Source organism: Streptomyces sp. NBC_00078, from assembly GCF_026343335.1.
In the GTDB taxonomy this organism is placed as follows: Bacteria; Actinomycetota; Actinomycetes; order Streptomycetales; family Streptomycetaceae; genus Streptomyces.
The window spans coordinates 996,787-1,015,706 of sequence record NZ_JAPELX010000001.1; the positions used below are offsets into that span (position 1 = coordinate 996,787).

An 18,920-nucleotide genomic window follows, 5' to 3' on the forward strand; every position below is an offset into this window, starting at 1 on the left:
GCCGTCGCTAGTGGGCGGCGCTTTCGACCGGCCGCTGGGCCGAGGCGGATGCCTCGCGCTCCCCGGTCGTCGGCGACAGCGCTACGAAGGCCGAGGTCAGGAACAGGTAGGAGCCGAGGCCGACGGCGAGGGGGAAGATGAACTGCATCGCCGTGGCCCCGGGCAGGGCCTGGCCGGAGGGAGTGACACGGACGCTCACGGCGAACATCGCGGTGTAGTGCATGCTGGTCACCGCGGCCCCCATGATCAGCGAGGCGGCGGTGACGGCCACGGGCGACTTGATGTTGAGGCCCGCCCACAGGGCCGTCGTCGCCGCGACGACGGCGATCACGACGGAGAGTGCGACGAGTGCCGGGTCGTAGTCGACATGGCCGTGCAGCCGCACCGCCGCCATGCCCAGATAGTGCATGCTCGCGACGCCGAGCCCGGTGGTGAGGCCGCCGAGGAAGAGCGCGCGGGTGCGGTCCCGGCTGTAGCCGACGGCGAAGACGCCCGCACAGACGACGAGCATGGCGACGAGCAGGCTCACGATGGTCAGCGGCACGTCGTAACGGATGTCGGTGCCGCTGACGCTGAAACCGAGCATGGCCACGAAGTGCATGGTCCAGATGCCGGTGCCGATCGCCGAGGCGGCGGTGACGAGCCAATTGCGGCGTGAGCGCCCGGTGGCGCCCAGCGCGCGGACGGTACAGCGCAGTCCCAGTGCGGCGCCGATGCAAGCCATCGCATACGACAGCACGGGGGTCAGCCAGCCGAAGGTGGCATGGTCCAGGTGTCCCATGGCCCAGGGACGCTAGTCCGGGCAGGGGCGCACCAAGGGCGCGCATTTCGAAAGCTGTTGGAATATGACGCAGAGGTGTGGCTGAACGATCGCGTCACGCTCGAACATGCGCGCCGGGGCGTCATCCGTGTCGGTGAGGGATCATGCGGAACATGAGCGACGACCACACACACGTCCAGGATTTCTTCGGTGCCCGCGCCGCCGGCTGGGACAGCCGGTTCCCGGACGGCCCCGCCTACGCCGCCGCGGTCGCCGACATGGGGCTGCGTGAGGGCGACCGGGTGCTCGACGCCGGCTGCGGCACCGGGCGGGCCCTGACGCCGCTACGTGCCGCCGTGGGGCGGTCGGGAGTGGCCGTCGGGGTCGATCTGACCCCGGCCATGCTTCAGGCCGCCGTAGGGGCCGGGAGGGACCGTGACGGGTACCTGCTCCTCGCCGATGCCGCAGCGCTGCCGCTGCGGCCGCAGTCACTGGACGCCGTGTTCGCCGCAGGACTCATCGCACACCTGCCGCAACCGACCGAGAATCTGCGGGAGTTGGCCCGCGTGGTCCGCCCCGGAGGCGCACTGGCGCTGTTCCACCCCATCGGCAGGGCGGCGCTGGCGGCACGCCAGGGACGCCGCATCACCCCGGACGACCTGCGGGCCGAGGCCAACCTCGGCCCTCTGCTGGCAGGTTCGGGGTGGCGCATGACCTCGTACGTCGACGAGGACTCCCGTTTCCTGGCGTTGGCGGTACGGGAGGGCTGAGACTCAGCGCGGGCCCGCCACCGCCGCCACGAAGGCGTCGGGGTTGTCGAACATGACGTTGTGGCCCGCGCCGGCCACCGTGACCACACGCACACCGGAGGCCTCCAGGGCTTCCCTGCCCGCGAGTTCACCGCTCTGTTCGCCATGCAGGTACACGCGGTCGATCGGCAGCTCCTCCAGGACGCTGCGCATGACGGGCTCCGAGCCACGCCTCAGGCCGACGGCTGTGCGGTGCAGGGCACGCGCGTCCGCCAGCCGCATGGTCGCCGCCCACGAGGGGCCGGCCTTCTCCAGCACGCGCGCGTAGCCGCCGTCGACGAAAGCGTCCTCCTCGTAGGAGGCGATGCCGCTGCTGCCCGCGGCGGGCGGCGGGAAGGCATCGAGGTTGGCCTCGGTGAGGACCAGCCTGGAGACCAGGTCCGGCCGCCGGTGGGCGAGCACGATGGCGACGGCGCCGCCCATGCTGTGCGCCACTAGTAGACTGTCGCGACTTAATTTCGCTATGTGGTTGGGTAGAGGTGGCGCAGTTTCACGCGTGCGTCGTCGGTGGTGAAGTGCCAGTCGACTTGGCGCTGGTTGCTGTTGGTGTGCTGCTGCCAGGCGGCGAGTTCGGTGTTGAGCACGGTGAGGTCGTCGATGCGGCGGTCCAGGCACTGGCGGGTGAGGGCGGAGAGCTCGATCTCGGCGATGTTGAGCCAGGACCCGTGTTTGGGGGTGTGGTGGATCTCCAGGCGCTGGGCCAGCGCGAAGGCCTTTGCCGGGTCGAACGCTTCGTAGAGCGAGGCGGTGGTGTGGGTGTTGAGGTTGTCCATCACCAGCACGACCGTGGCGGCGTCGGGATAGTCCACGGTCAGCAGGTGCTCGACCTGGTGCGCCCAGTCGACCCTGGTCCGGCGGGGCCGGGCGTCGACGCGCCGCCATCCGCGCAGCGGCTCGACCCAGCAGAAGATCGAGCAGGTCCCCGAGCGGACGTACTCGTTGTCCTCACGCCGGTCACGGCCCGGCTGCGCGGGAAGCGGATCGCGGACGTGGCCGAGGAGCTGGTACGGCTTCTCGTCCATGCACACCACCGGGCGCGCCGGATCGAAGGGTCGGTGGTAGACCGCCAGGACGTCCTCCATCGCCGCGGCGAAGGCCGCATTCGCAGCCGGCGGAATGGTCCAGCACTTCTTCACATGAGGACGCAGTTCCGTTTTTAACACCCGGCCGATGGTGGAGTGGTCCAGATCCGGGATGTCCTCGACCAGCGCGACGTGCTTCTCCAGCAGACGCAGCGACCACCTGGCGTGTCCTTTGGGCGGCGTCGAGCAGGCCAGCGCGATCAGCCTCGCCTCGACCTCGCCGGTCACCACAGAGGGCACCGGCGGGAGTGCGCGTTCCTTCCGGCCGACCGTGGCCCACACATCGCCGCCGGTCTCCGCGTAGCGCTTCGAGATCAGGCGGACCGAATCGCACGAGACCCCGACCCGGTCCGCGATCACCGCCCGCGGATCGACCTCACCGACCGAGGTGTCCAGCGCGAGCAGTACCCGCGCCCGCCTGATCATCGACGCGCTGCGGACCCCCGTCGTCGTCACACGCTCCAACGCCCGACGATCTTCGGCGCTCAACGCGACCGGATACTTCTTCTGCGAGGACACGGCACCCCTGCCCAGCCGAACGGAAGCGCCAAGCGAAGCTCGCCCGACCCCAACTCCACCAACCAGCACGACACTTAGTCGCGACAGTCTACTAGCCCTGTACTTCGCGGGTCGCCGTTTCAGGTCATTGGCCAGCGGGTTTGAGTGACTTCGATGCCGAGGAGGTCGAGGAGGTGGAGTTGGACTCCTCGGGTGATCTGGACGGTGGGTGGATCGGTGACGTTGCCGATCCGCAGGGCGAGTTCGCTCAGGTGGTAGAGGATCATGCGGCCGGTGGGCCGCACCCGGCGGTTGTCCGGGTAGAGGCCGACCATCGTCTGCTCGGGGCCCAGGGCTTGTCTGACCTGGCGCTCGATCAGGCTGAAGACCAGCAGGGCCAGGCAGATGACCTGGATCAGGGCGGCGACGCGGTGGTTGTGCTGCACGAACAGCGGGGTGACCGCCAGGGGGCCCTTGAAGTCCGCGTAACGGCGCTCGACCGATCCCTGGCCCTTGTACTGGATCAGGACCTGGCCCGGGTCGGCCTGCTCGGGGGTCAGCGCCGTCAGCAGCGCGTACCAGCCGTCGGCTGCCGCCTCGTCGTCCAGGACCTGATGGTCGAAGTGCCAGGCCAGGGTGGGCCTGCCGTTGTCGTCTTCGCCGATCTCGGTGCGCAGGCAGGAGGCAACCCGCCGGGTCTTGGCGATCACGCCGATACGGGCCGCGATCTTCTCGGCGGTGTTGTAGTACCTGCCGCCGGCTCCGTGCTGGACCTTGTCCAGGTCCTCGGCCGCGCGGGTGAGGCGTTTGGTGCGGGCGGCCTGCTGGCCCGCAGCGTTGCCGGTGGAGTGGACCAGGATTCGGCGAACGCTCAGGACCGGGTCGCGCCTGCGCGGACCGTTCAGGGTGTGAACGTCCTCCAGTACCCGGTAGACCTCGCGCTGGGCGGGGTCCTTGCCCGCGTCGCGGTCGGGCACCCAGTCCACGACAGTGGCGGCCTCCAGGTCCAAGGCGGCATAGAAACCGTCCTTGACCTGAGCCGCCGGGACCGGGGCGATGAATGCCGTCCTGGCTGCCAGCAGTGCGGCGACGTTCGGGTAGGAAACCAGCTTGGAATCGGCGACCAGCAGGAACTCCCGTTCGCCGGCCAGCTTCTGCAGATCCTTCATCGCCCCGACGACCTGGGACACCTCGGCCGCGCCCCCGCCGAAGACCCGGGCGTGGACCGGGATGCCGCCGTCACCGGTGACCGCGAGCCCGGCCTGGACCTGCTTCAGGTCCACCCGGCGGTCCTTGGGATGCCCGTGCTTGATCACCGGGAACGCGTCGTCCTGATCTTCCAGCGGGTAGGCCCCGTGGACGGACATGGACGTCATGTCCCAGTGCAACCGCGACACGTCGATGCCGAACTCGGTGATCGCCCGCGCGCCGACCGTGCCCGCGAGTTGCTCCAGCTTCGGGGCGATCGCATCCAGTGCCCGCGCGAGGCGGTCGTCGTTGAGCAAGCCCGCCTCGATGCCCAGGACCTCCTCCACCGCCCAGGTCCGGGCCCAGTCGCCGACCCGGAACAGCGGTATCGGCGAGGTCAGCCGGTTCGCGACCAGCGCCTCGATGACCTGCCCGTGCGTCAGGTGCGCGCTCGGCGCGGACGGGCACAACCCGTCGACGATCCCCGCCACGTCCAGCCGGCGCAGAAACTCGGCAGCGACAGGCAGAGCGCCCAGACGCTTCTCCACCACAGACGTCACCACGCACTCAAGGCGCTGACGCTGGGACCGAGGCCGCGGGGACCGGGAAATCATCGACACACCCGGCTAACGCCCACAGCCCCGACCCGGATACGACCGAACCCTCTACTCCAACCGATTCAACGACCCGCGAAGTACGGGACTAGCTCGGAGCCGGTCAGTCCCGCCGCGTCCAGCGCCGCGGCCAGTGCGTCGGCGTGCTCCTCGAGTGTGTAGCCGAAGTGTTCGGGGCGGTCGCTGATGCCGTGCCCTGGCAGATCGACGAACAGACTGCGCCGGCCCGCGAGTTCGGGGCGCGCCGCGATGTGCGCGTGGTACACGGCCGAGACCGAGCCCAGTCCGTGCACATACACGCGCGCGGGTTCCTCGCCCGGCGCCTCCGTCCACCGGATGCAGCTTCCCTTGCCGTCGAACTCGGCCTGCTTCATCGCGTCCTCCCTCTGGCACCACGGCGGCCGCCCTCGGCCCCGCCAGAAGAATACATCGGTTTCGAGGTATAGAGAACACGATGTATGTGAGATTCGAGGTATCAGTGATGCGAGGTATCAGTGACACGAGGTATCAAGGAAGCGATGTACAGCGCTGTTGCGAGAGAATGCGGGCATGCTGGAGTTCGCCATCCTCGGTTTCCTGTACGACGCCCCGCTGCACGGCTACGAGCTGCGCAAACGCATCACCGCGCTCACCGGCCACGTGAAACCCGTCGCCGAAAGCACGCTGTACCCGGCGATCAAGCGCCTGGAGAAGACGGGCCTGCTGGAGCGCGCCACGGAGCCCGGCGCCGTGGCCGCTCCACGTCACGTCCTGACGCTCACCGAAGAGGGCAGAGGGGAACTGCGCCGACGGCTGGCCGAGCCCGCCCAGCGCGACATCACCGACGAGAACCGGTGGTTCACCGTGCTCGCCTTCCTCCGCCACCTCGACGACGCCCCGGCACAAGCGGCCGTACTCCGGCGCAGGCTGGCGTTTCTGGAGGAACCGGCGAGCTTCTTCTACGACGGCGACCGGCCGCTGCGCGCCGAGGAGCTGGACGATCCCTTCCGCCGCGGGCTGCTGACCATCGCGCGTGCCACGTCCCGGGCCGAACTCACGTGGCTGCACGACACGATCAGGTCTCTCGACGGTTGATCAGTTCAGGGTGGATCCCGAAAGCGTCCCGGTACGGGCCCGTCCGCCGGATGTGTCAGAGCCGCTGGAAGCGCTTCACCGCCCCGTCCCCCTTCTGCAGCCGGAGCTCCAACTCTACGTTGAACAGCAGGAGATGAACGATCAGCCGGGGCACACCACGCAGGGGGAAGGTGGTCAGCATGTGGGGCAGGGTGCGCAAGTCCTGTGCGAGATTCCTCAACGCCGTGCGGGCGGAGGTGAACAGCGGCGGGGACAAACGTACACACAATCTTTTCGAGGCTGCGGCCGCATACGTCTCGGCCTGCGCGGAGGACGATCAGGACCGGATCGACGAGGCGGCCGGCTGGGTGTCGCCCGAGGCCCTGTCCTTCGGGGTCAATGAGCTCGCCTGCAGGGCTGTCATCGCGCTCGCGCGGGAGCGCGACACGTCGCCCGGGACGGTGGCCCGCGAGCTACTGGGGCTCCCGGCAGCCTGACCGCGCCGCGTCGCATGCGGTCGATTCGCCCCGTCCAGCCGGAAAACTGCAGCTCCGGGTGTGCTTGTGAGTCGTGACAAGCTGCTTCCGCGCGCACTAGGGTGCGCGCGATCGGATGATTCGATGGGGAGGCTGGGATGGCCGGGACGGACGAGGACGCCGTCGCCGCCGCGGACGATGCGCTCTATGTGCTCACGGCGGTACTTCTGACGCCGGCGAAGTTCCCGAGCGTGCTGGGCGACGACTATCCGGAGGCCTGCGCGGCGCTCGGCCTCGCGCCGCTCGCCGACGGATACGGCCTGGTGCTCGGCCAGGACGGCGACGGCGCCCGGTGGACCGTCGTGGTCGACGACGTCTCCCTGGTCGCGGTCGCCATCGCGTCCTGGGACTGCGGGATGGAGTACGACCTCTCGCCCGGCGAGCGCTCGGTCGTCGCGGCACTGCCGGGCTGGCCCCTCGCAGTCGCGGTCGCCGCACCCGGCGTGCCCGAGCCGCATGATCCCGGCCCCGAGGTCGCGGACGGTCCGCCGCTGGCACCGCCGGACACGAGCAGGTGGGGGCCCGCGCAGCGACGCCTGGGTGCAGACGAGATCGCGCTCCAGTGGGCGGTGTGGCGGGAGCAGATCGACGATGCCGGCTTCGCGAGCCAGGACGGGGCATCGGCCGCCATGGAGGGCGCGGCGGCCTCTGAGGAGGCCGTGAAGGACGATCAGGGCGCACGGGCCGGTCAAGCCGAGCAGGCCGACGTGCCCAACGGGCGTGGCGGGGTGCGGCGTGTGCTCGCCGAGGCACGGGCGTACGTGGATACGCCGCCGCCTCTCGGCCGGGTCCGGTCGTCCTTCGCTCCGGGTGACGCGCGAACGCTGCGTGCCGACGGTCCGGGCTGGTCGCTCGTGGCCAGGACCGACGACATCGCGTTCGTGCTGCTCGACGCGGAGCCCGGCGAGGTGCTGCCGGTCGGCCGGGGACCGGAGCTGCCGGGTCTTCTGGAGGCGCTCGAAAAGATGGCCGTACGACCCATCTGAGTACCGTGGTCCGAGCCCGGCACGCGGTACCGCGGCGGGGTTCGGGACGCGGTGCCCAACCCGCGCCCTCGCCGGAAGTGCCTCGCCTTCGCCTGGCCTCCTTTGCCGATCGCCGTCCTCCGCACGGGACGTCACACGCGCACCCACATACGAAGCTGCTATACGGCGGCTGCGTTCCATGTGGTCCCAGCCCATGGTTGCCGCGAGGGCCGGACCAGACGATGGGGCAGCCGTCGGCGTCCCGCTCCCCGCGGTCGCGCCGCCCTCCCGTCCTGGCCTGGAGGCCGTCATGCGTCCGTCCCGCGGTGTTCCGTTCGCCACCGCCACCCTGGTGGCAGCAGCCCTTGCCTGGCCCGCTCCCACCGAGGCCTCGGTGCTCGGCGGCGATCACTGCGCCCACCAGCAGCGGCTGCACGTGCCGGGCGCCGCCTTTCAGCGGAGCGCCTGTCTGCCGGACCTGACCACAGCCGCCCTCGCGGGCACGCCGTACACCGACATGGCCGACCAGGCGGGGCTGACGGCCAAGGCCACCCGCACCCGCCACGGGGTTCCGGGGGTGCAGATCGACGGCTATTTCCCGGACTCCTCGCACTTCAACGCCACCCACGGTTGGCGGCACGACGCGCAGTTCGTGATCCGGTTGCCCGACCACTGGAACGGCGGCCTGGTGGTCACCGGCGCACCCGGCACACGCAAGCAGTACGCGACGGACACCGCGATCTCCGACCGGGTGCTCGCCCAGGGTTACGCGTACGCGGCCACCGACAAGGGCAACAACGGCGCCGACTTCTACCGCGACGGAACCCGCCCGGGTGACGCGGTCGCCGAGTGGAACGCACGCACCACGCAACTCACCCGCGCGGCGAAGCGCGCGGTGGCCCAGCGCTACGGGCACACCCCTCGCCGTACCTACATGACCGGCATCTCCAACGGTGGCTATCTCACCCGCTGGCAGTTGGAGAACCACCCGGAGCTGTACGACGGTGGCGTGGACTGGGAAGGCGCGCTGTGGACCGCGGACGGGCCGAGCCTGCTCACCTCCCTTCCCACCGCGGTGGCACGGATGCGGGGCTCGGCCGGGGACGAGGACATGTACGCAGTGGGCTTCGCGCGTGGCTCCGAGTTTCTGTGGCCGTATCACGACAAGGCGTACTGGGGAGTCACGCAGAAGATCTACCGCGCCGAGTTCGACCCGGCCTACGACCCCGGCTGTCCCGGCCCGTCAGCCGGAAGCACCCCGGACGAGGTCCTGTCGACCTGTGCCACCGACGCGTCGTACGACTATGCGTCGCGGCCCGCGTCGGTCCACCGGGCGGTGGCCCGTGTGTCGCTCAGCGGGCGCATCGGCAGACCGCTGATCACGCTGCACGGTGATCTGGACACGCTGCTGCCCAAGGCCACCGACTCGGACGTGTACGCGCGCATGGTCGACGCGAGCGGACGAGGTTCGCTGCACCGCTACTACACGATCCAGGGCGGGACACATGTCGACGGGCTGTACGACACGTATCCGGACCGGCTGCGGCCGATCCTGCCCTGCTATCGATCGGCGTTCGACGCGCTGGTCTCCTGGGTGGAGCAGGGTGCCCGACCGCCCGCGGACCAGACCGTCGCACGGCCCGCGGACGGCGATGTGGTCGACTTCTGCAGGCTGGCCGACCGGACCGATCCCATGCGGTAGTACGTCAGCGACCGAGCTCCTTGCGGGTGGCGCGGCGCAGCCTGCGCCGCTGTGAGGGGTCCAGCGCGAGATAGGCGGCAGCCGGCACTCCCAGGACTATCAGGAGCGACACCCACCAGGGCAGCCAGATCAGCAGGATGATCCCGACCGCCACACCTCCCGCGGCGATCTTCGCGTTCTTCGACATTACGTCGCCTCCTTCGCGGCCACTGCCGCTCTCTGTCCTGAAAACGGGCCTGCGTCTCCCACGGTTCCGGACCGCGACCCTGAGACGTCCCTGAGGTGCGACCCCGACTCATCCCTGAGACCACTCTCCTTCGAGACCAAGCCCGTCCGAGAACGCTCTCGCCCGAGAACACTCTCGGTCATTCCGCCCTGAGGGGCTCCCCCACCTCGTGCAGGTGCCGCAGGGCCTGCCGATACGAGTCGACGAGCCCGGTCTCCGCATAGGGAATACCCAACTCCCTGCAGTGCGCGCGCACCAGGGGCTGGGCGAGCCGGAGATGGGGACGGGGCATGCTGGGGAAGAGGTGGTGCTCGATCTGGTAGTTGAGGCCGCCCAGGAACCAGTCGGTGAGGACGCCGCCGCGGACGTTGCGCGAGGTGAGCACCTGCCGGTGCAGATGGCCCCATCGCTCACCGCTCGGGTCGGGCATCTCCATGCCCTTGTGGTTGGGGGCGAAAGCCATGCCCAGGTGCAGACCGAACAGCGCCTGGTGGAGTGCGGCGAACGCGAGCGCCTTGCCCGGCGACATCGAGCTGAGCAGGAGCGCCACGTACGCGGCGACGTGGGTCACGAGGAGCAGGCCCTCCACGGCGCGCTCCCGTGGAGCTTGACGGCGCAGGTCCTGGAAGCCGTGGACCTTCAGGGCGACGCCTTCCAGGAGGGTGAGCGGGAAGAACAGCCAGGCCTGGTTGCGGGTCAGCCAGCGCCGGAAACCCGACCGCTCCTCGGCCTGTCCACCGGTGAAGACGAGGACGTCGGCGACGACGTCCGGGTCCTTGTCGATGTGGTTGGGGTTGGCGTGGTGGCGGTTGTGCTTGTCGTTCCACCAGGCGTAGCTCATGCCCAGGAGCAGGTTGCCGTGGATCAGGCCGATCACACGGCCGGCCTTCTTGCCGGCGGTGATCTGTGAGTGGCCCGCGTCGTGGCCTATGAAGGCCGTGCGGGCGCCGAAGACGGCCAGCAGCGGGGCCAGCAGCAGCGACCACCAGGAGTCGCCGGTGAGGACGATGCCCGTGACGATGCCGGCCAGGGCGAGTGCGTTGGTGGCCATGCCGAGCGCGTACCAGGTTTGGCGCCGCTCCAGCAGTCCCTGGCCCCTGACCGTGCGCAGAAGGGGCGCGAACTCGCTTCCAGGAGGCGGTGCGTCGCGCGCTCCCGGCTGGGGGTCGGCAAGGGTTCCCGGCCGGGGTTCTGCGAGGGTTCCCGCCAGGGGTTCGGCAAGGGCTGTGGTGGGCTCGGGCATGACCGGTCTCCGGCTCTCTCTGGCAAGGGGCTGACCTGATGAAACGTACGGATCGACGACCCTCGGCGGCCATGACGCCACCCCCCGTCCAGAGGCGGGGGCAAGCCCCTTGGCGCGTAGGGGGTTGACGACACCCCGGAGCGAAACGGTCCAGGTGATGGCCTTCGGCCGTGCCGGACAGCCCGCCGGAGTGCTGTACTCTCGGCGACCCCGACCCCAAGTAGTCAAATTTGAGCAATACGGCTTCGCTGTGCAGTCGACCCCCACGGCAACACCGTCCGAGATCTCCGAACTGGCCCGCTGCTGCGCCGTTTTCGTGCCCGGTGACCCGGCCCGCACCGGCCGGGTCGCCTTCTGGCAGCCCGACGTCAGCCCTCCTCCGCTCCTCGCGGCCGGGTCCGCCGAGGATCTGACCGTCGTCCTGCCCGGCGGCGACGGTGTCGAGTGCGTCGGGGTACCCCCCGTCCTGCTGCCGGTGCGGGCAGCGTTGCCGGTCCTCACGCGTGCGCGTACCGACCTACACGGACACAGAGAGTCGGTCTTCTGGGGCGCCGCCGGCGTGCTGGCTCTGCAGTTCGTGGCGCGCGGGCTGCTGCCGGGGCTGTCCGCCCAAGACCACAACGCCTGGCGCGTGGTCCCCCTGCCGCTGGAAGACATCGAGCGCGTCCGTCGGCTGGCCGCCGCGATGCCTCCCGAGGCGCACGCGGTGCCCAGGGACGGCGCCGGACCGCAGGCACAGGCGCACGCGGTGGCTGCGGACGCCGCCGGGCCGCCGCGGCTGGCCGACCCGGAGCGGCTGCTGTGCGCCTCCCCTGACCGCAACCTCACCGCCCGCGCGGTAATCGGCCCCTCGGACGGCGAGCCGGGAACCGGCCGAGGCACCTCGGACGCACCGTCGTTCCTGTCCGCCGACGCGCTCCTCGCCTTCAACTGGCGTTTCGCGCGGGGCGACGAGCAGTTCACGTGCGAGGAGCCGGACCGGCTCGCCGAGGCCAACCGCCCGTCGTGCGCCTGCGCGACCAGCGGGTCCTCATCGACCCCCAGGAGGTGCACCGCGCCCGCGCCCAGCAGGACCGCAAGATCACGCCCATCGACGCGCTCAGTGCCGCGCTGAAGGGCTCCACCGAGGTCGACGGCGGCCGAATCGACGTACATGCCACGGGGTGGCCGGCAGCCCTGCGGGAGCGACGCGCCGCACCGGAGTCGCTGGAGCCGGTGGCCCAGCCCGCCGCTCTCGCGGCGACGTTGCGCGACTACCAGCGGCGGGGCCTGAGCCTGCTGGCCCGCATGACATCCCCGGGCGCGGGCTGTTGCCTTGCCGACGACATGGGACTCGGCAAGACGATCACACTGATCTCGATGGTGATCTTCCCTGTCAGGTCAGCATGCTGAGTCGTTGAAGTCCGGCATCCGGGCCGCACACGGCGGCGGGAACATCACGCAACTCGCCGCGTCGCACAACCGGATCACGGCGGCCGCCGGTGTCCGCGTTTGGAATGCAGGCCAGCCCCGTCCCAGCCTGTGACGCGACCACGAACCTTTCCCGTGGATTCACTGCCTTTCCAGTGCGCGGGAAAGGCACCGGAATTCAAGGGAAACGACGGAAGGCATGACACGAAGTACGGTCAGCCGTAAGGACATAGACACAACAAGTAAGTCAAGACTTACTTTTAGGGAACTTTGGCCGTATGGTGCGGCTCGAATCGAAGGAGTCCCTTGTTGTCAAACGTAAATGATTCTGCCGTGCGTGCGGTTGAATCGGAGCAAGGTTACGTGTCCTCATTGTATGAGCTGCTCACCGAGCGGCTTTCCGAGGCGCGAGCGAACCGGGCGAGTGTGCTGAGGGCCCCGGCGGACGGCGCCGGCGAGGCGTACGAGAGAGAGATCGCCGCCGACCGTCTGACCAAGGAGATCGGCCGGCTGGAAGGCGCCGAGAAGGGGCTGGTCTTCGGACGCATCGACTGGACGGACGGCACGGCCCTGCGCATCGGGCGGATCGGACTGCACAGGGAGGAGGACGACCTGCCGCTGCTCGTGGACTGGCGCGCGAACGCGGCGCGGCCCTTCTACGAGGCGACACCGGTCCACCCGATGGATCTGCGGCGGCGCCGGCACCTGCGCCTCGACGAGCGCACGGTCGTCTGGGTGAGCGACGAACTGCTCGACGGGACCGCCCCGACCGACGAAGACGTCGTGGGGGACGGCCCGTTGACCGAGGCTCTGTCGGCACGGCGTACGGGCAGGATGCACGCGGCCGTCGCGACGCTGCAGGCCGAGCAGGACGAGATCGTCCGCTCCGCCCACCGCGGGGTGACCGTGGTGCAGGGCGGGCCCGGCACCGGCAAGACGGTGGTCGCCCTGCACCGGGCGGCCTACGTCCTGTACGCGTTCCCGCGCGCCGCGGAGGAAGGCGTCCTCGTGGTGGGCCCCAACGCCCGCTTCCTCGACTACATCTCCCAGGTCCTTCCCTCGCTCGGGGAGAACGACGTCGATCTGGCGACCTGTCAGGAACTGGCCGGAGTGTCACCGGACGCGGTGGACCCGTTCGACACGGCGCGCCTCAAGGGCGGCCTGGACCTCGCCGACGCCCTGGCCGGCCTGCTGCGAGACCACCAGGCCCCCGCGGGCGACTTCACCGTCCGGGTCGGGCAGGAACTGGTCCACCTGTCCGAGAAGGAGGTCGCCACGGCACGCGCGGCCGCCCTGGCGGCCACATCCGGCCACAACCCCGCGCGCCAGGCGTTCAAGGAACTCCTGGTCGACGCCGTCACCGACGCGATGCAACGGGACATGGGCGACCTCCTGGAGCAGATCGACGCCGATGCCGAGCAGATGACGGGCCTGAACTTCGACCGGTTCACGCGGGTCGCCGAGCGCCGTGCCGAGGGCGCCGCCGACCCGGGTCCGGTCCACGAGCTGGATCTGGACGCCATCGGGGCCGATCTCCTCGACGACGCCGGTGTCGACCGGGCGGTCGAGGCGCTGTGGCCGAGGCTAGTACCCGGCAACCTGGTGAAGGAACTGCTGACGGATGCCGACGCCCCGGCCGAGCGCCTGCCGACCCTGACCCCGCAGGAGCGGTCCCTTCTCCTGCGTGCCCCGGACGCCCCGTGGACCGATGCGGACGTGCCCTTGCTGGACGAGGCGGCGAGCCTGGTCGGCGGCCCGTCCGAGCGGACGTACGGGCACGTCGTCGTCGACGAGGCGCAGGAACTGACCGCTATGCAGTGGCGGATGATCGTCCGCCGCTGCCCGGCGAGGGCGATGACGCTGGTGGGTGACTTCGCCCAGTCGGGCCCGGCCACGACGGCACGCGACTGGAAGGAAGCCCTGAGCCCGTATGTCGGGACGCGGTTCAGACTGCACGACCTGACGGTCAGCTACCGCACCACGCAGGAGATCCTGGAGAACGTCCGGGACCTGCTCGCGCGGATCGCTCCGGACCAGCGGCCCACACGGTCACTGCGCAGCGGTGAGAGCCCGCGCACCGTGACCACACACGGGGACGGGCTGGTCACCGCCGTCATGGAGGAACTGCGCGCCCAGAGCACCGCGCAGCCGGACGAACTCCTGGGAGTGATCTGCGCGGACACACGGGTGAGCCAGTTGACGGCTCACGGCATCGCCGACCACGCACGCATCGTGCCCGCGTCCGAAGCACGTGGCCTCGAGTTCGACGGGGTCGTCGTCCTGAACCCCGAGGAGATCATCACGGCCCGCCCCGGCGGGGAGAGGGACCTGTACGTGGCCCTGACCCGGGCCACCAAGCGCCTGTGCACCATCACCACCCAGCCCGCATGATGGCGCGGCGCCCGCGTGGTCGCCGCGGGCGCACAAGCGCCCCAACGTGCCGTCAACGTGCGCGCTGGTGTAGCCCTGGCCTCCCTGCTCAGCCCTCGGGCACTCGCCACACTCGCGTGCACACTGGAGATCGCAAAAGAGGCCCGCGACCGGCATCCCTGCTGGTCACGGGCCTTTCATGAAAGTAGGCCCGACGGGTCACACAGCAGAAGGATGCTGGACGTGCCGCTGGTCATCAGATGGAGTGACCGCCAGGCTCAACGCCCACTCGGAGATGGAGACCAGCTGACCACGCCACAGTTTCCCTCCGCTGCGGGACGAACCGCCGTCGCCGCCGCCCTTCCCCGAGGACGCCTCGGGGAACGACATCACCACCGCGTGGAGTGTTCCCGAAGACCTGGCGGCCACAGCCGAAGTCCGCACCCGGCAGAGCGGCATGGCCGCCGGCCTCCCCGCGGTCGCCGAGGTCTTCGCGCAGGTCGATCCCGAGATCGAGATCGAGGCGAGCGTCGCCGACGGCGCCTCGCTGACCGACGGCGGCGTCCTGTTGCGCCTGTCCGGTCCGGCGCGCAGTCTGATCACCGGCACACCCACCCGCGCCGACAGCCGCGCCTCCCGCGCCATCACCGGCGATGCCCCGATCTCGGCAAGGACGCGATCTCGACAAGGACGCGGCCGCTCCCGCGTACAGGATCGGGCTGCCCTCGGCCAGCTCCATCCCCTGGGGCCTGCGGTGGAACAGCGGCGCTCTGACTTGGCGCTCCAGGGCGCCGATCTGCTGGCTCGGGCTCGGCTGGGGGAAACCTCCCGGCGCATCGGGCCAGCAAGCAAGGCGCCGTTGGTGGCGGCGTCCGCATGGCTCCGCCACATCGGGGGCCCGCCACCCAGCCAGTTCTGCTCGGTCCCGGTCCGGGCGCCGTGTCCGGTGCCGGCCACGAAGCAGCGGCCGGCGCCTATCCATCCGGCGATCTGTGCAGCAAGGGCGGCCGCACGGCCTGCGGTATGTGGATGGTCGACAGCGGGATCGAGAGGACGGCGGCGTACATGCGACTGCCGCACGGCGTCTGACCTGGCGTTACAGCAGCTCGATGTCCCCCAGGGAGGGGATCAGCGATTCCAGGTCACTCGGGATGCCGCTCGGCAGCTCGCTGGGCAACTTCGACGGCAGCTTGCTGGGCAGCTCGCTCGGAAATTCGGTCGGGATGCTGAGAGACGGTGCTTTCGAGTGGCCGGCGCTCTGGCTGCTGTCGGCGGGCGACTTCTTGTCGGGCGAGTCGCCGTTCCCGGAAGCCATGAGGACGACGACGACCACGGCCGCGACCGCCGCGAGGCCGGCCAGGATGATGACGAGCCGGCTGGGTCGCCTCCTGGGCGGTTCCGGCGGTGGCTGCCAACCGCCGTAGGTGGGCGGCTCGTTACCTCCCGGCGGGGGGCCGTAGCCCCCTCCCGCCCCGTAACCGGGGCCGAATCCTTCGGAGGGCGGTCCGAAACCGCCGCCCGGAGGCGGCGTGTCACCCGGCGGCCCGGGTGGCTGAGGCGGTACGGGCGGCATGGCCATACCGTCCAGAGTCGCCTCACACCGGGCATGAGGCGACCCCCGTACGGAACTTGATACGGATCCATGCCAAGGACCGCATGATTCCGGAGCATTCCGCACGGAGATCGCTCAGCGCCGCACGCACGCGTGCACTCAGCCGCGGGCCCCCAGCAGGTGGTCCATGGCCAGCTGGTCGAGCTGCTCGAAGGCCATCCCGCGCGCGGCGGTCGCCTCGACGTCGAACTCCTCGAAGGCGCTGCGGTCGGCCAGCAGGGCCTGCAGGCCGTCCGCGGCGGTCGGCTGGGCGAGCTCGTCCAGGCGCGAGGCGCGCAGTGCCTCCTGCACCTCCGGGTCTGCGCGGAAGGCGGCCGCGCGGTCCTTGAGGATGAGGTAGTTGCGCATGCAGCCCGCGGCCGACGCCCACACGCCGTCGAGGTCCTCGGTCCGCGGCGGCTTGAAGTCGAAGTGGCGCGGGCCGTCGTAACCGGCCCTCTCGAGCAGGTCGACCAGCCAGAACGCGGCGCGCAGGTCGCCGGCGCCGAAGCGCAGGTCCTGGTCGTACTTGATGCCGGACTGGCCGTTGAGGTCGATGTGGAAGAGCTTGCCCGCCCACAGGGCCTGCGCGATGCCGTGCGGGAAGTTCAGCCCGGCCATCTGCTCGTGGCCGACCTCGGGGTTGACGCCGTACAGCTCCGGGCGCTCCAGGCGCTCGATGAAGGCGAGCGCGTGGCCGACGGTGGGCAGGAGGATGTCGCCGCGGGGCTCGTTCGGCTTGGGCTCGATCGCGAACTTCAGGTCGTAGCCCTGGGAGATCACGTACTCGCCGAGGAGGTCGAAACCCTCCTTCATACGGTCGAGGGCGACGCGCACGTCCTTGGCCGCGCCGGACTCTGCACCCTCGCGGCCGCCCCAGGCGACATAGGTCTTCGCACCGAGCTCGGCGGCGAGGTCGATGTTGCGGATCGTCTTGCGCAGGGCGTAGCGGCGCACGTCACGGTCGTTCGCGGTGAACGCGCCGTCCTTGAAGACCGGGTGCGTGAAGAGGTTGGTGGTGGCCATCGGCACGGTCATGCCGGTGGCGTCGAGGGCCTGACGGAAACGCTTGATGTGCGACTCGCGCTCGGTGTCCGAGGACCCGAAGGGGATCAGGTCGTCGTCGTGGAAGGTCACACCGTGGGCGCCGAGCTCGGACAGGCGCTGCACCGTCTCGACCGGGTCGAGGGCACGCCGCGTGGCGTCGCCGAACGGGTCCCTTCCCTGCCAGCCGACGGTCCACAGGCCGAAGGTGAACTTGTCCTCGGGGGTGGGCTGGTAGTTCATGCCGCGGCTCCTTGTTTGCTCCGACTATTTCGTCATGGCAGTTTACAAATTAGTATGCGAACGCATCTCTGGGAAGAGAGCAGGGTGTGTCGCACGGAACATCCCTGTTGAGCCGCGCAAAAAGGAGAGCCCGATGTCAGCAGCCGAGGGTCCGCTCGTCGTCGGCGTGGACACGTCCACCCAGTCGACCAAGGCGCTCGTCGTCGACGCCGCCACCGGGCAGGTCGTCGCGAGCGGTCAGGCACCGCACACCGTCTCCTCCGGGGCCGGCCGCGAGAGCGACCCGCGCCAGTGGTGGGACGCCCTGTGCGAGGCCCTGCGCCAGTGCGGCGACGCGGCGCACGAGGCCGCCGCGGTGTCGATCGGCGGTCAGCAGCACGGCCTCGTCACGCTGGACGGGCGGGGCGAGCCGGTGCGCCCGGCGCTGCTGTGGAACGACGTGCGCTCGGCGCCGCAGGCCCGCCGTCTCGTCGAGGAGCTGGGCGGCCCGAAGGCCTGGGCGGAGCGCACCGGAAGCGTGCCCGGCCCGTCCTTCACGGTCACGAAGTGGGCCTGGCTGGCGGAGAACGAACCGGACGCGGTGCGCGCGGCCAAGGCGGTGCGCCTGCCCCACGACTACCTCACCGAGCGCCTGACCGGGGAGGGCACGACCGACCGCGGGGACGTCTCGGGTACGGGCTGGTGGGCGTCCGGGACGGAGTCGTACGACGAGGAGATCCTCGCGCATGTGGGACTCGATCCCGCGCTGCTGCCCCGGGTGGTCCGGCCCGGCGAGATGGCGGGCACGGTGCGCGACAGCCACGACCTGCCGTTCTCCAAGGGCACTCTGGTCGCTCCGGGGACGGGGGACAACGCCGCCGCCGCGCTCGGACTCGGGCTGCGCCCGGGGACGCCGGTGCTCAGCCTCGGCACGTCGGGCACGGTCTACGCCGTCTCCAAGCGGCGCCCCGCCGACCCGACCGGCACGGTGGCGGGCTTCGCCGACGCCCACGGGGACTGGCTGCCGCTGGCCTGCACGCTGAACTGCACGCTCGCCGTCGACCGTGTCGCGACGCTGCTGGGCCTGGACCGCGAGGCCGTGGAGCCCGCCTCCGGCGTCACGCTCCTGCCCTACCTGGACGGCGAACGCACTCCCAACCTGCCGAGCGCCTCCGGCCTGCTGCACGGCCTGCGCCACGACACCACCGGGGGCCAGCTGCTGCAGGCCGCCTACGACGGTGCCGTGCACTCGCTGCTCGGCGCGCTCGACCTGGTCCTCGACGAGGACGCGGACCGTTCGGTCCCCCTGCTGCTGATCGGCGGTGGCGCCCGGGGCACGGCATGGCAGCAGACGGTACGGCGGCTGTCGGGCCGCCCGGTCCAGGTCCCGGAGGCCAAGGAGCTGGTCGCGCTCGGCGCGGCGGCGCAGGCGGCGGGCCTGCTGACCGGCGAGGATCCGGCCGCGGTCGCCCGGCGCTGGAACACCGCCGCGGGCCCGGTGCTGGAGGCGGTGGAGCGGGACGAGGAGACGCTGGCGAGGATCGCCGGGGTACTCTCCGACGCGGCCCCGCTGCTGGAGCGGAGCACCGAGAGCCTATGAGGACGGG

The 18,920-nt window shown here is 70.5% G+C and carries 16 protein-coding genes and 4 pseudogenes; 10 read left to right on the forward strand and 10 right to left on the reverse strand.

Annotated features, from left to right (window positions below; genetic code table 11):
• Positions 1-7: 7 nt before the first annotated feature.
• Complete coding sequence (locus OOK07_RS04590) at positions 8-781, reverse strand: MHYT domain-containing protein (RefSeq protein ID WP_266795117.1); 774 nt, start codon at positions 779-781, stop codon at positions 8-10.
• 152 nt (positions 782-933) lie between these two features.
• On the opposite strand from OOK07_RS04590, the gene OOK07_RS04595 reads away from it, so the two are divergent.
• Positions 934-1,530 carry a class I SAM-dependent methyltransferase gene (locus tag OOK07_RS04595; RefSeq protein ID WP_266795118.1) on the forward strand — a complete coding sequence of 199 codons (597 nt, stop codon included), beginning with the start codon at positions 934-936 and terminating at the stop codon, positions 1,528-1,530.
• A gap of 3 nt (positions 1,531-1,533) precedes the next feature.
• Here OOK07_RS04595 and OOK07_RS04600 read toward each other — a convergent pair.
• The 4 genes and pseudogenes from OOK07_RS04600 to OOK07_RS04615 all read right to left on the reverse strand — a co-directional run.
• A pseudogene (locus tag OOK07_RS04600) lies at positions 1,534-2,007 on the reverse strand (alpha/beta fold hydrolase); the annotation flags it as partial.
• A 23-nt stretch (positions 2,008-2,030) separates the two neighbouring features.
• Positions 2,031-3,170 (reverse strand): IS630 family transposase, encoded by a 1,140-nt coding sequence (locus OOK07_RS04605; protein WP_266795120.1) that lies wholly within the window; start codon positions 3,168-3,170, stop codon positions 2,031-2,033.
• 119 nt (positions 3,171-3,289) lie between these two features.
• Positions 3,290-4,888, reverse strand: a complete 1,599-nt coding sequence (locus OOK07_RS04610) for an IS1634 family transposase (RefSeq protein ID WP_266679595.1) — start codon at positions 4,886-4,888, stop codon at positions 3,290-3,292.
• 134 nt (positions 4,889-5,022) lie between these two features.
• Positions 5,023-5,325, reverse strand: a pseudogene (locus OOK07_RS04615) (alpha/beta fold hydrolase); the annotation flags it as partial.
• A gap of 175 nt (positions 5,326-5,500) precedes the next feature.
• Here OOK07_RS04615 and OOK07_RS04620 point away from each other — a divergent pair.
• Positions 5,501-6,025 carry a PadR family transcriptional regulator gene (locus OOK07_RS04620; protein WP_266795122.1) on the forward strand — a complete coding sequence of 175 codons (525 nt, stop codon included), beginning with the start codon at positions 5,501-5,503 and terminating at the stop codon, positions 6,023-6,025.
• A 55-nt stretch (positions 6,026-6,080) separates the two neighbouring features.
• On the opposite strand, the gene OOK07_RS04625 is transcribed toward OOK07_RS04620, so the two are convergent.
• Positions 6,081-6,206 (reverse strand): hypothetical protein, encoded by a 126-nt coding sequence (locus tag OOK07_RS04625; RefSeq protein WP_266677194.1) that lies wholly within the window; start codon positions 6,204-6,206, stop codon positions 6,081-6,083.
• On the opposite strand from OOK07_RS04625, the gene OOK07_RS04630 reads away from it, so the two are divergent.
• From OOK07_RS04630 to OOK07_RS04640, 3 genes are all read left to right on the forward strand, one after another.
• Positions 6,205-6,501, forward strand: coding sequence for a hypothetical protein (locus OOK07_RS04630; RefSeq protein WP_266677196.1), 297 nt, complete (start codon positions 6,205-6,207; stop codon positions 6,499-6,501). The genes OOK07_RS04625 and OOK07_RS04630 overlap by 2 nt on opposite strands.
• A gap of 137 nt (positions 6,502-6,638) precedes the next feature.
• The gene (locus OOK07_RS04635; RefSeq protein WP_266677198.1) at positions 6,639-7,526 is read left to right on the forward strand and encodes a hypothetical protein; all 888 of its coding nucleotides are present in this window, start codon (positions 6,639-6,641) and stop codon (positions 7,524-7,526) included.
• 289 nt (positions 7,527-7,815) lie between these two features.
• Positions 7,816-9,207 (forward strand): tannase/feruloyl esterase family alpha/beta hydrolase, encoded by a 1,392-nt coding sequence (locus OOK07_RS04640; RefSeq protein WP_266795124.1) that lies wholly within the window; start codon positions 7,816-7,818, stop codon positions 9,205-9,207.
• Between the two features lie 4 nt (positions 9,208-9,211).
• On the opposite strand, the gene OOK07_RS04645 is transcribed toward OOK07_RS04640, so the two are convergent.
• Together OOK07_RS04645 and OOK07_RS04650 are read right to left on the reverse strand one after the other, a co-directional pair.
• On the reverse strand, positions 9,212-9,394 hold the full coding sequence (locus OOK07_RS04645; RefSeq protein WP_266526973.1) for a tail-anchor membrane protein: 183 nt from the start codon (positions 9,392-9,394) through the stop codon (positions 9,212-9,214).
• Positions 9,395-9,572: 178 nt separating this feature from the next.
• Positions 9,573-10,676, reverse strand: coding sequence for a fatty acid desaturase family protein (locus OOK07_RS04650; protein WP_266795127.1), 1,104 nt, complete (start codon positions 10,674-10,676; stop codon positions 9,573-9,575).
• 283 nt (positions 10,677-10,959) lie between these two features.
• Between OOK07_RS04650 and OOK07_RS04655 the strand changes: the two are divergent.
• The 4 genes and pseudogenes from OOK07_RS04655 to OOK07_RS04670 all read left to right on the forward strand — a co-directional run.
• Positions 10,960-12,038, forward strand: a pseudogene (locus OOK07_RS04655) (SNF2 helicase-associated domain-containing protein); the annotation flags it as partial.
• A gap of 411 nt (positions 12,039-12,449) precedes the next feature.
• A complete protein-coding gene (locus OOK07_RS04660) occupies positions 12,450-14,477 on the forward strand; it encodes a HelD family protein (protein ID WP_266795129.1) in 2,028 nt (675 codons plus the stop codon).
• 397 nt (positions 14,478-14,874) lie between these two features.
• A pseudogene (locus OOK07_RS43400) lies at positions 14,875-15,000 on the forward strand (hypothetical protein); the annotation flags it as partial.
• A gap of 332 nt (positions 15,001-15,332) precedes the next feature.
• The gene (locus OOK07_RS04670; RefSeq protein ID WP_266795132.1) at positions 15,333-15,545 is read left to right on the forward strand and encodes a hypothetical protein; all 213 of its coding nucleotides are present in this window, start codon (positions 15,333-15,335) and stop codon (positions 15,543-15,545) included.
• 7 nt (positions 15,546-15,552) lie between these two features.
• Here OOK07_RS04670 and OOK07_RS04675 read toward each other — a convergent pair whose 3' ends face one another.
• Entirely contained in the window at positions 15,553-16,035 is a 483-nt protein-coding gene (locus tag OOK07_RS04675) for a hypothetical protein (RefSeq protein ID WP_266795133.1), read from the reverse strand.
• Between the two features lie 132 nt (positions 16,036-16,167).
• Complete coding sequence (gene xylA, locus OOK07_RS04680; RefSeq protein ID WP_266677211.1) at positions 16,168-17,334, reverse strand: xylose isomerase; 1,167 nt, start codon at positions 17,332-17,334, stop codon at positions 16,168-16,170.
• A 133-nt stretch (positions 17,335-17,467) separates the two neighbouring features.
• Between xylA and xylB the strand changes: the two genes are divergently transcribed.
• On the forward strand, positions 17,468-18,913 hold the full coding sequence (gene xylB / locus OOK07_RS04685; RefSeq protein WP_266795135.1) for a xylulokinase: 1,446 nt from the start codon (positions 17,468-17,470) through the stop codon (positions 18,911-18,913).
• Positions 18,914-18,920: the final 7 nt, after the last annotated feature.

What these genes read in the sequence shown, in the direction of transcription:
- OOK07_RS04590 (WP_266795117.1), bottom strand. Translation starts at nt 781, where the DNA reads ATGGGACACCTGGACCATGCCACCTTCGGCTGGCTGACCCCCGTGCTG.
- OOK07_RS04595 (WP_266795118.1), top strand. Translation starts at nt 934, where the DNA reads ATGAGCGACGACCACACACACGTCCAGGATTTCTTCGGTGCCCGCGCC.
- OOK07_RS04620 (WP_266795122.1), top strand. Translation starts at nt 5,501, where the DNA reads ATGCTGGAGTTCGCCATCCTCGGTTTCCTGTACGACGCCCCGCTGCAC.
- OOK07_RS04630 (WP_266677196.1), top strand. Translation starts at nt 6,205, where the DNA reads ATGTGGGGCAGGGTGCGCAAGTCCTGTGCGAGATTCCTCAACGCCGTG.
- OOK07_RS04625 (WP_266677194.1), bottom strand. Translation starts at nt 6,206, where the DNA reads ATGCTGACCACCTTCCCCCTGCGTGGTGTGCCCCGGCTGATCGTTCAT.
- OOK07_RS04635 (WP_266677198.1), top strand. Translation starts at nt 6,639, where the DNA reads ATGGCCGGGACGGACGAGGACGCCGTCGCCGCCGCGGACGATGCGCTC.
- OOK07_RS04640 (WP_266795124.1), top strand. Translation starts at nt 7,816, where the DNA reads ATGCGTCCGTCCCGCGGTGTTCCGTTCGCCACCGCCACCCTGGTGGCA.
- OOK07_RS04645 (WP_266526973.1), bottom strand. Translation starts at nt 9,394, where the DNA reads ATGTCGAAGAACGCGAAGATCGCCGCGGGAGGTGTGGCGGTCGGGATC.
- OOK07_RS04650 (WP_266795127.1), bottom strand. Translation starts at nt 10,676, where the DNA reads ATGCCCGAGCCCACCACAGCCCTTGCCGAACCCCTGGCGGGAACCCTC.
- OOK07_RS04670 (WP_266795132.1), top strand. Translation starts at nt 15,333, where the DNA reads ATGGCTCCGCCACATCGGGGGCCCGCCACCCAGCCAGTTCTGCTCGGT.
- OOK07_RS04675 (WP_266795133.1), bottom strand. Translation starts at nt 16,035, where the DNA reads ATGGCCATGCCGCCCGTACCGCCTCAGCCACCCGGGCCGCCGGGTGAC.
- xylA (WP_266677211.1), bottom strand. Translation starts at nt 17,334, where the DNA reads ATGAACTACCAGCCCACCCCCGAGGACAAGTTCACCTTCGGCCTGTGG.
- xylB (WP_266795135.1), top strand. Translation starts at nt 17,468, where the DNA reads ATGTCAGCAGCCGAGGGTCCGCTCGTCGTCGGCGTGGACACGTCCACC.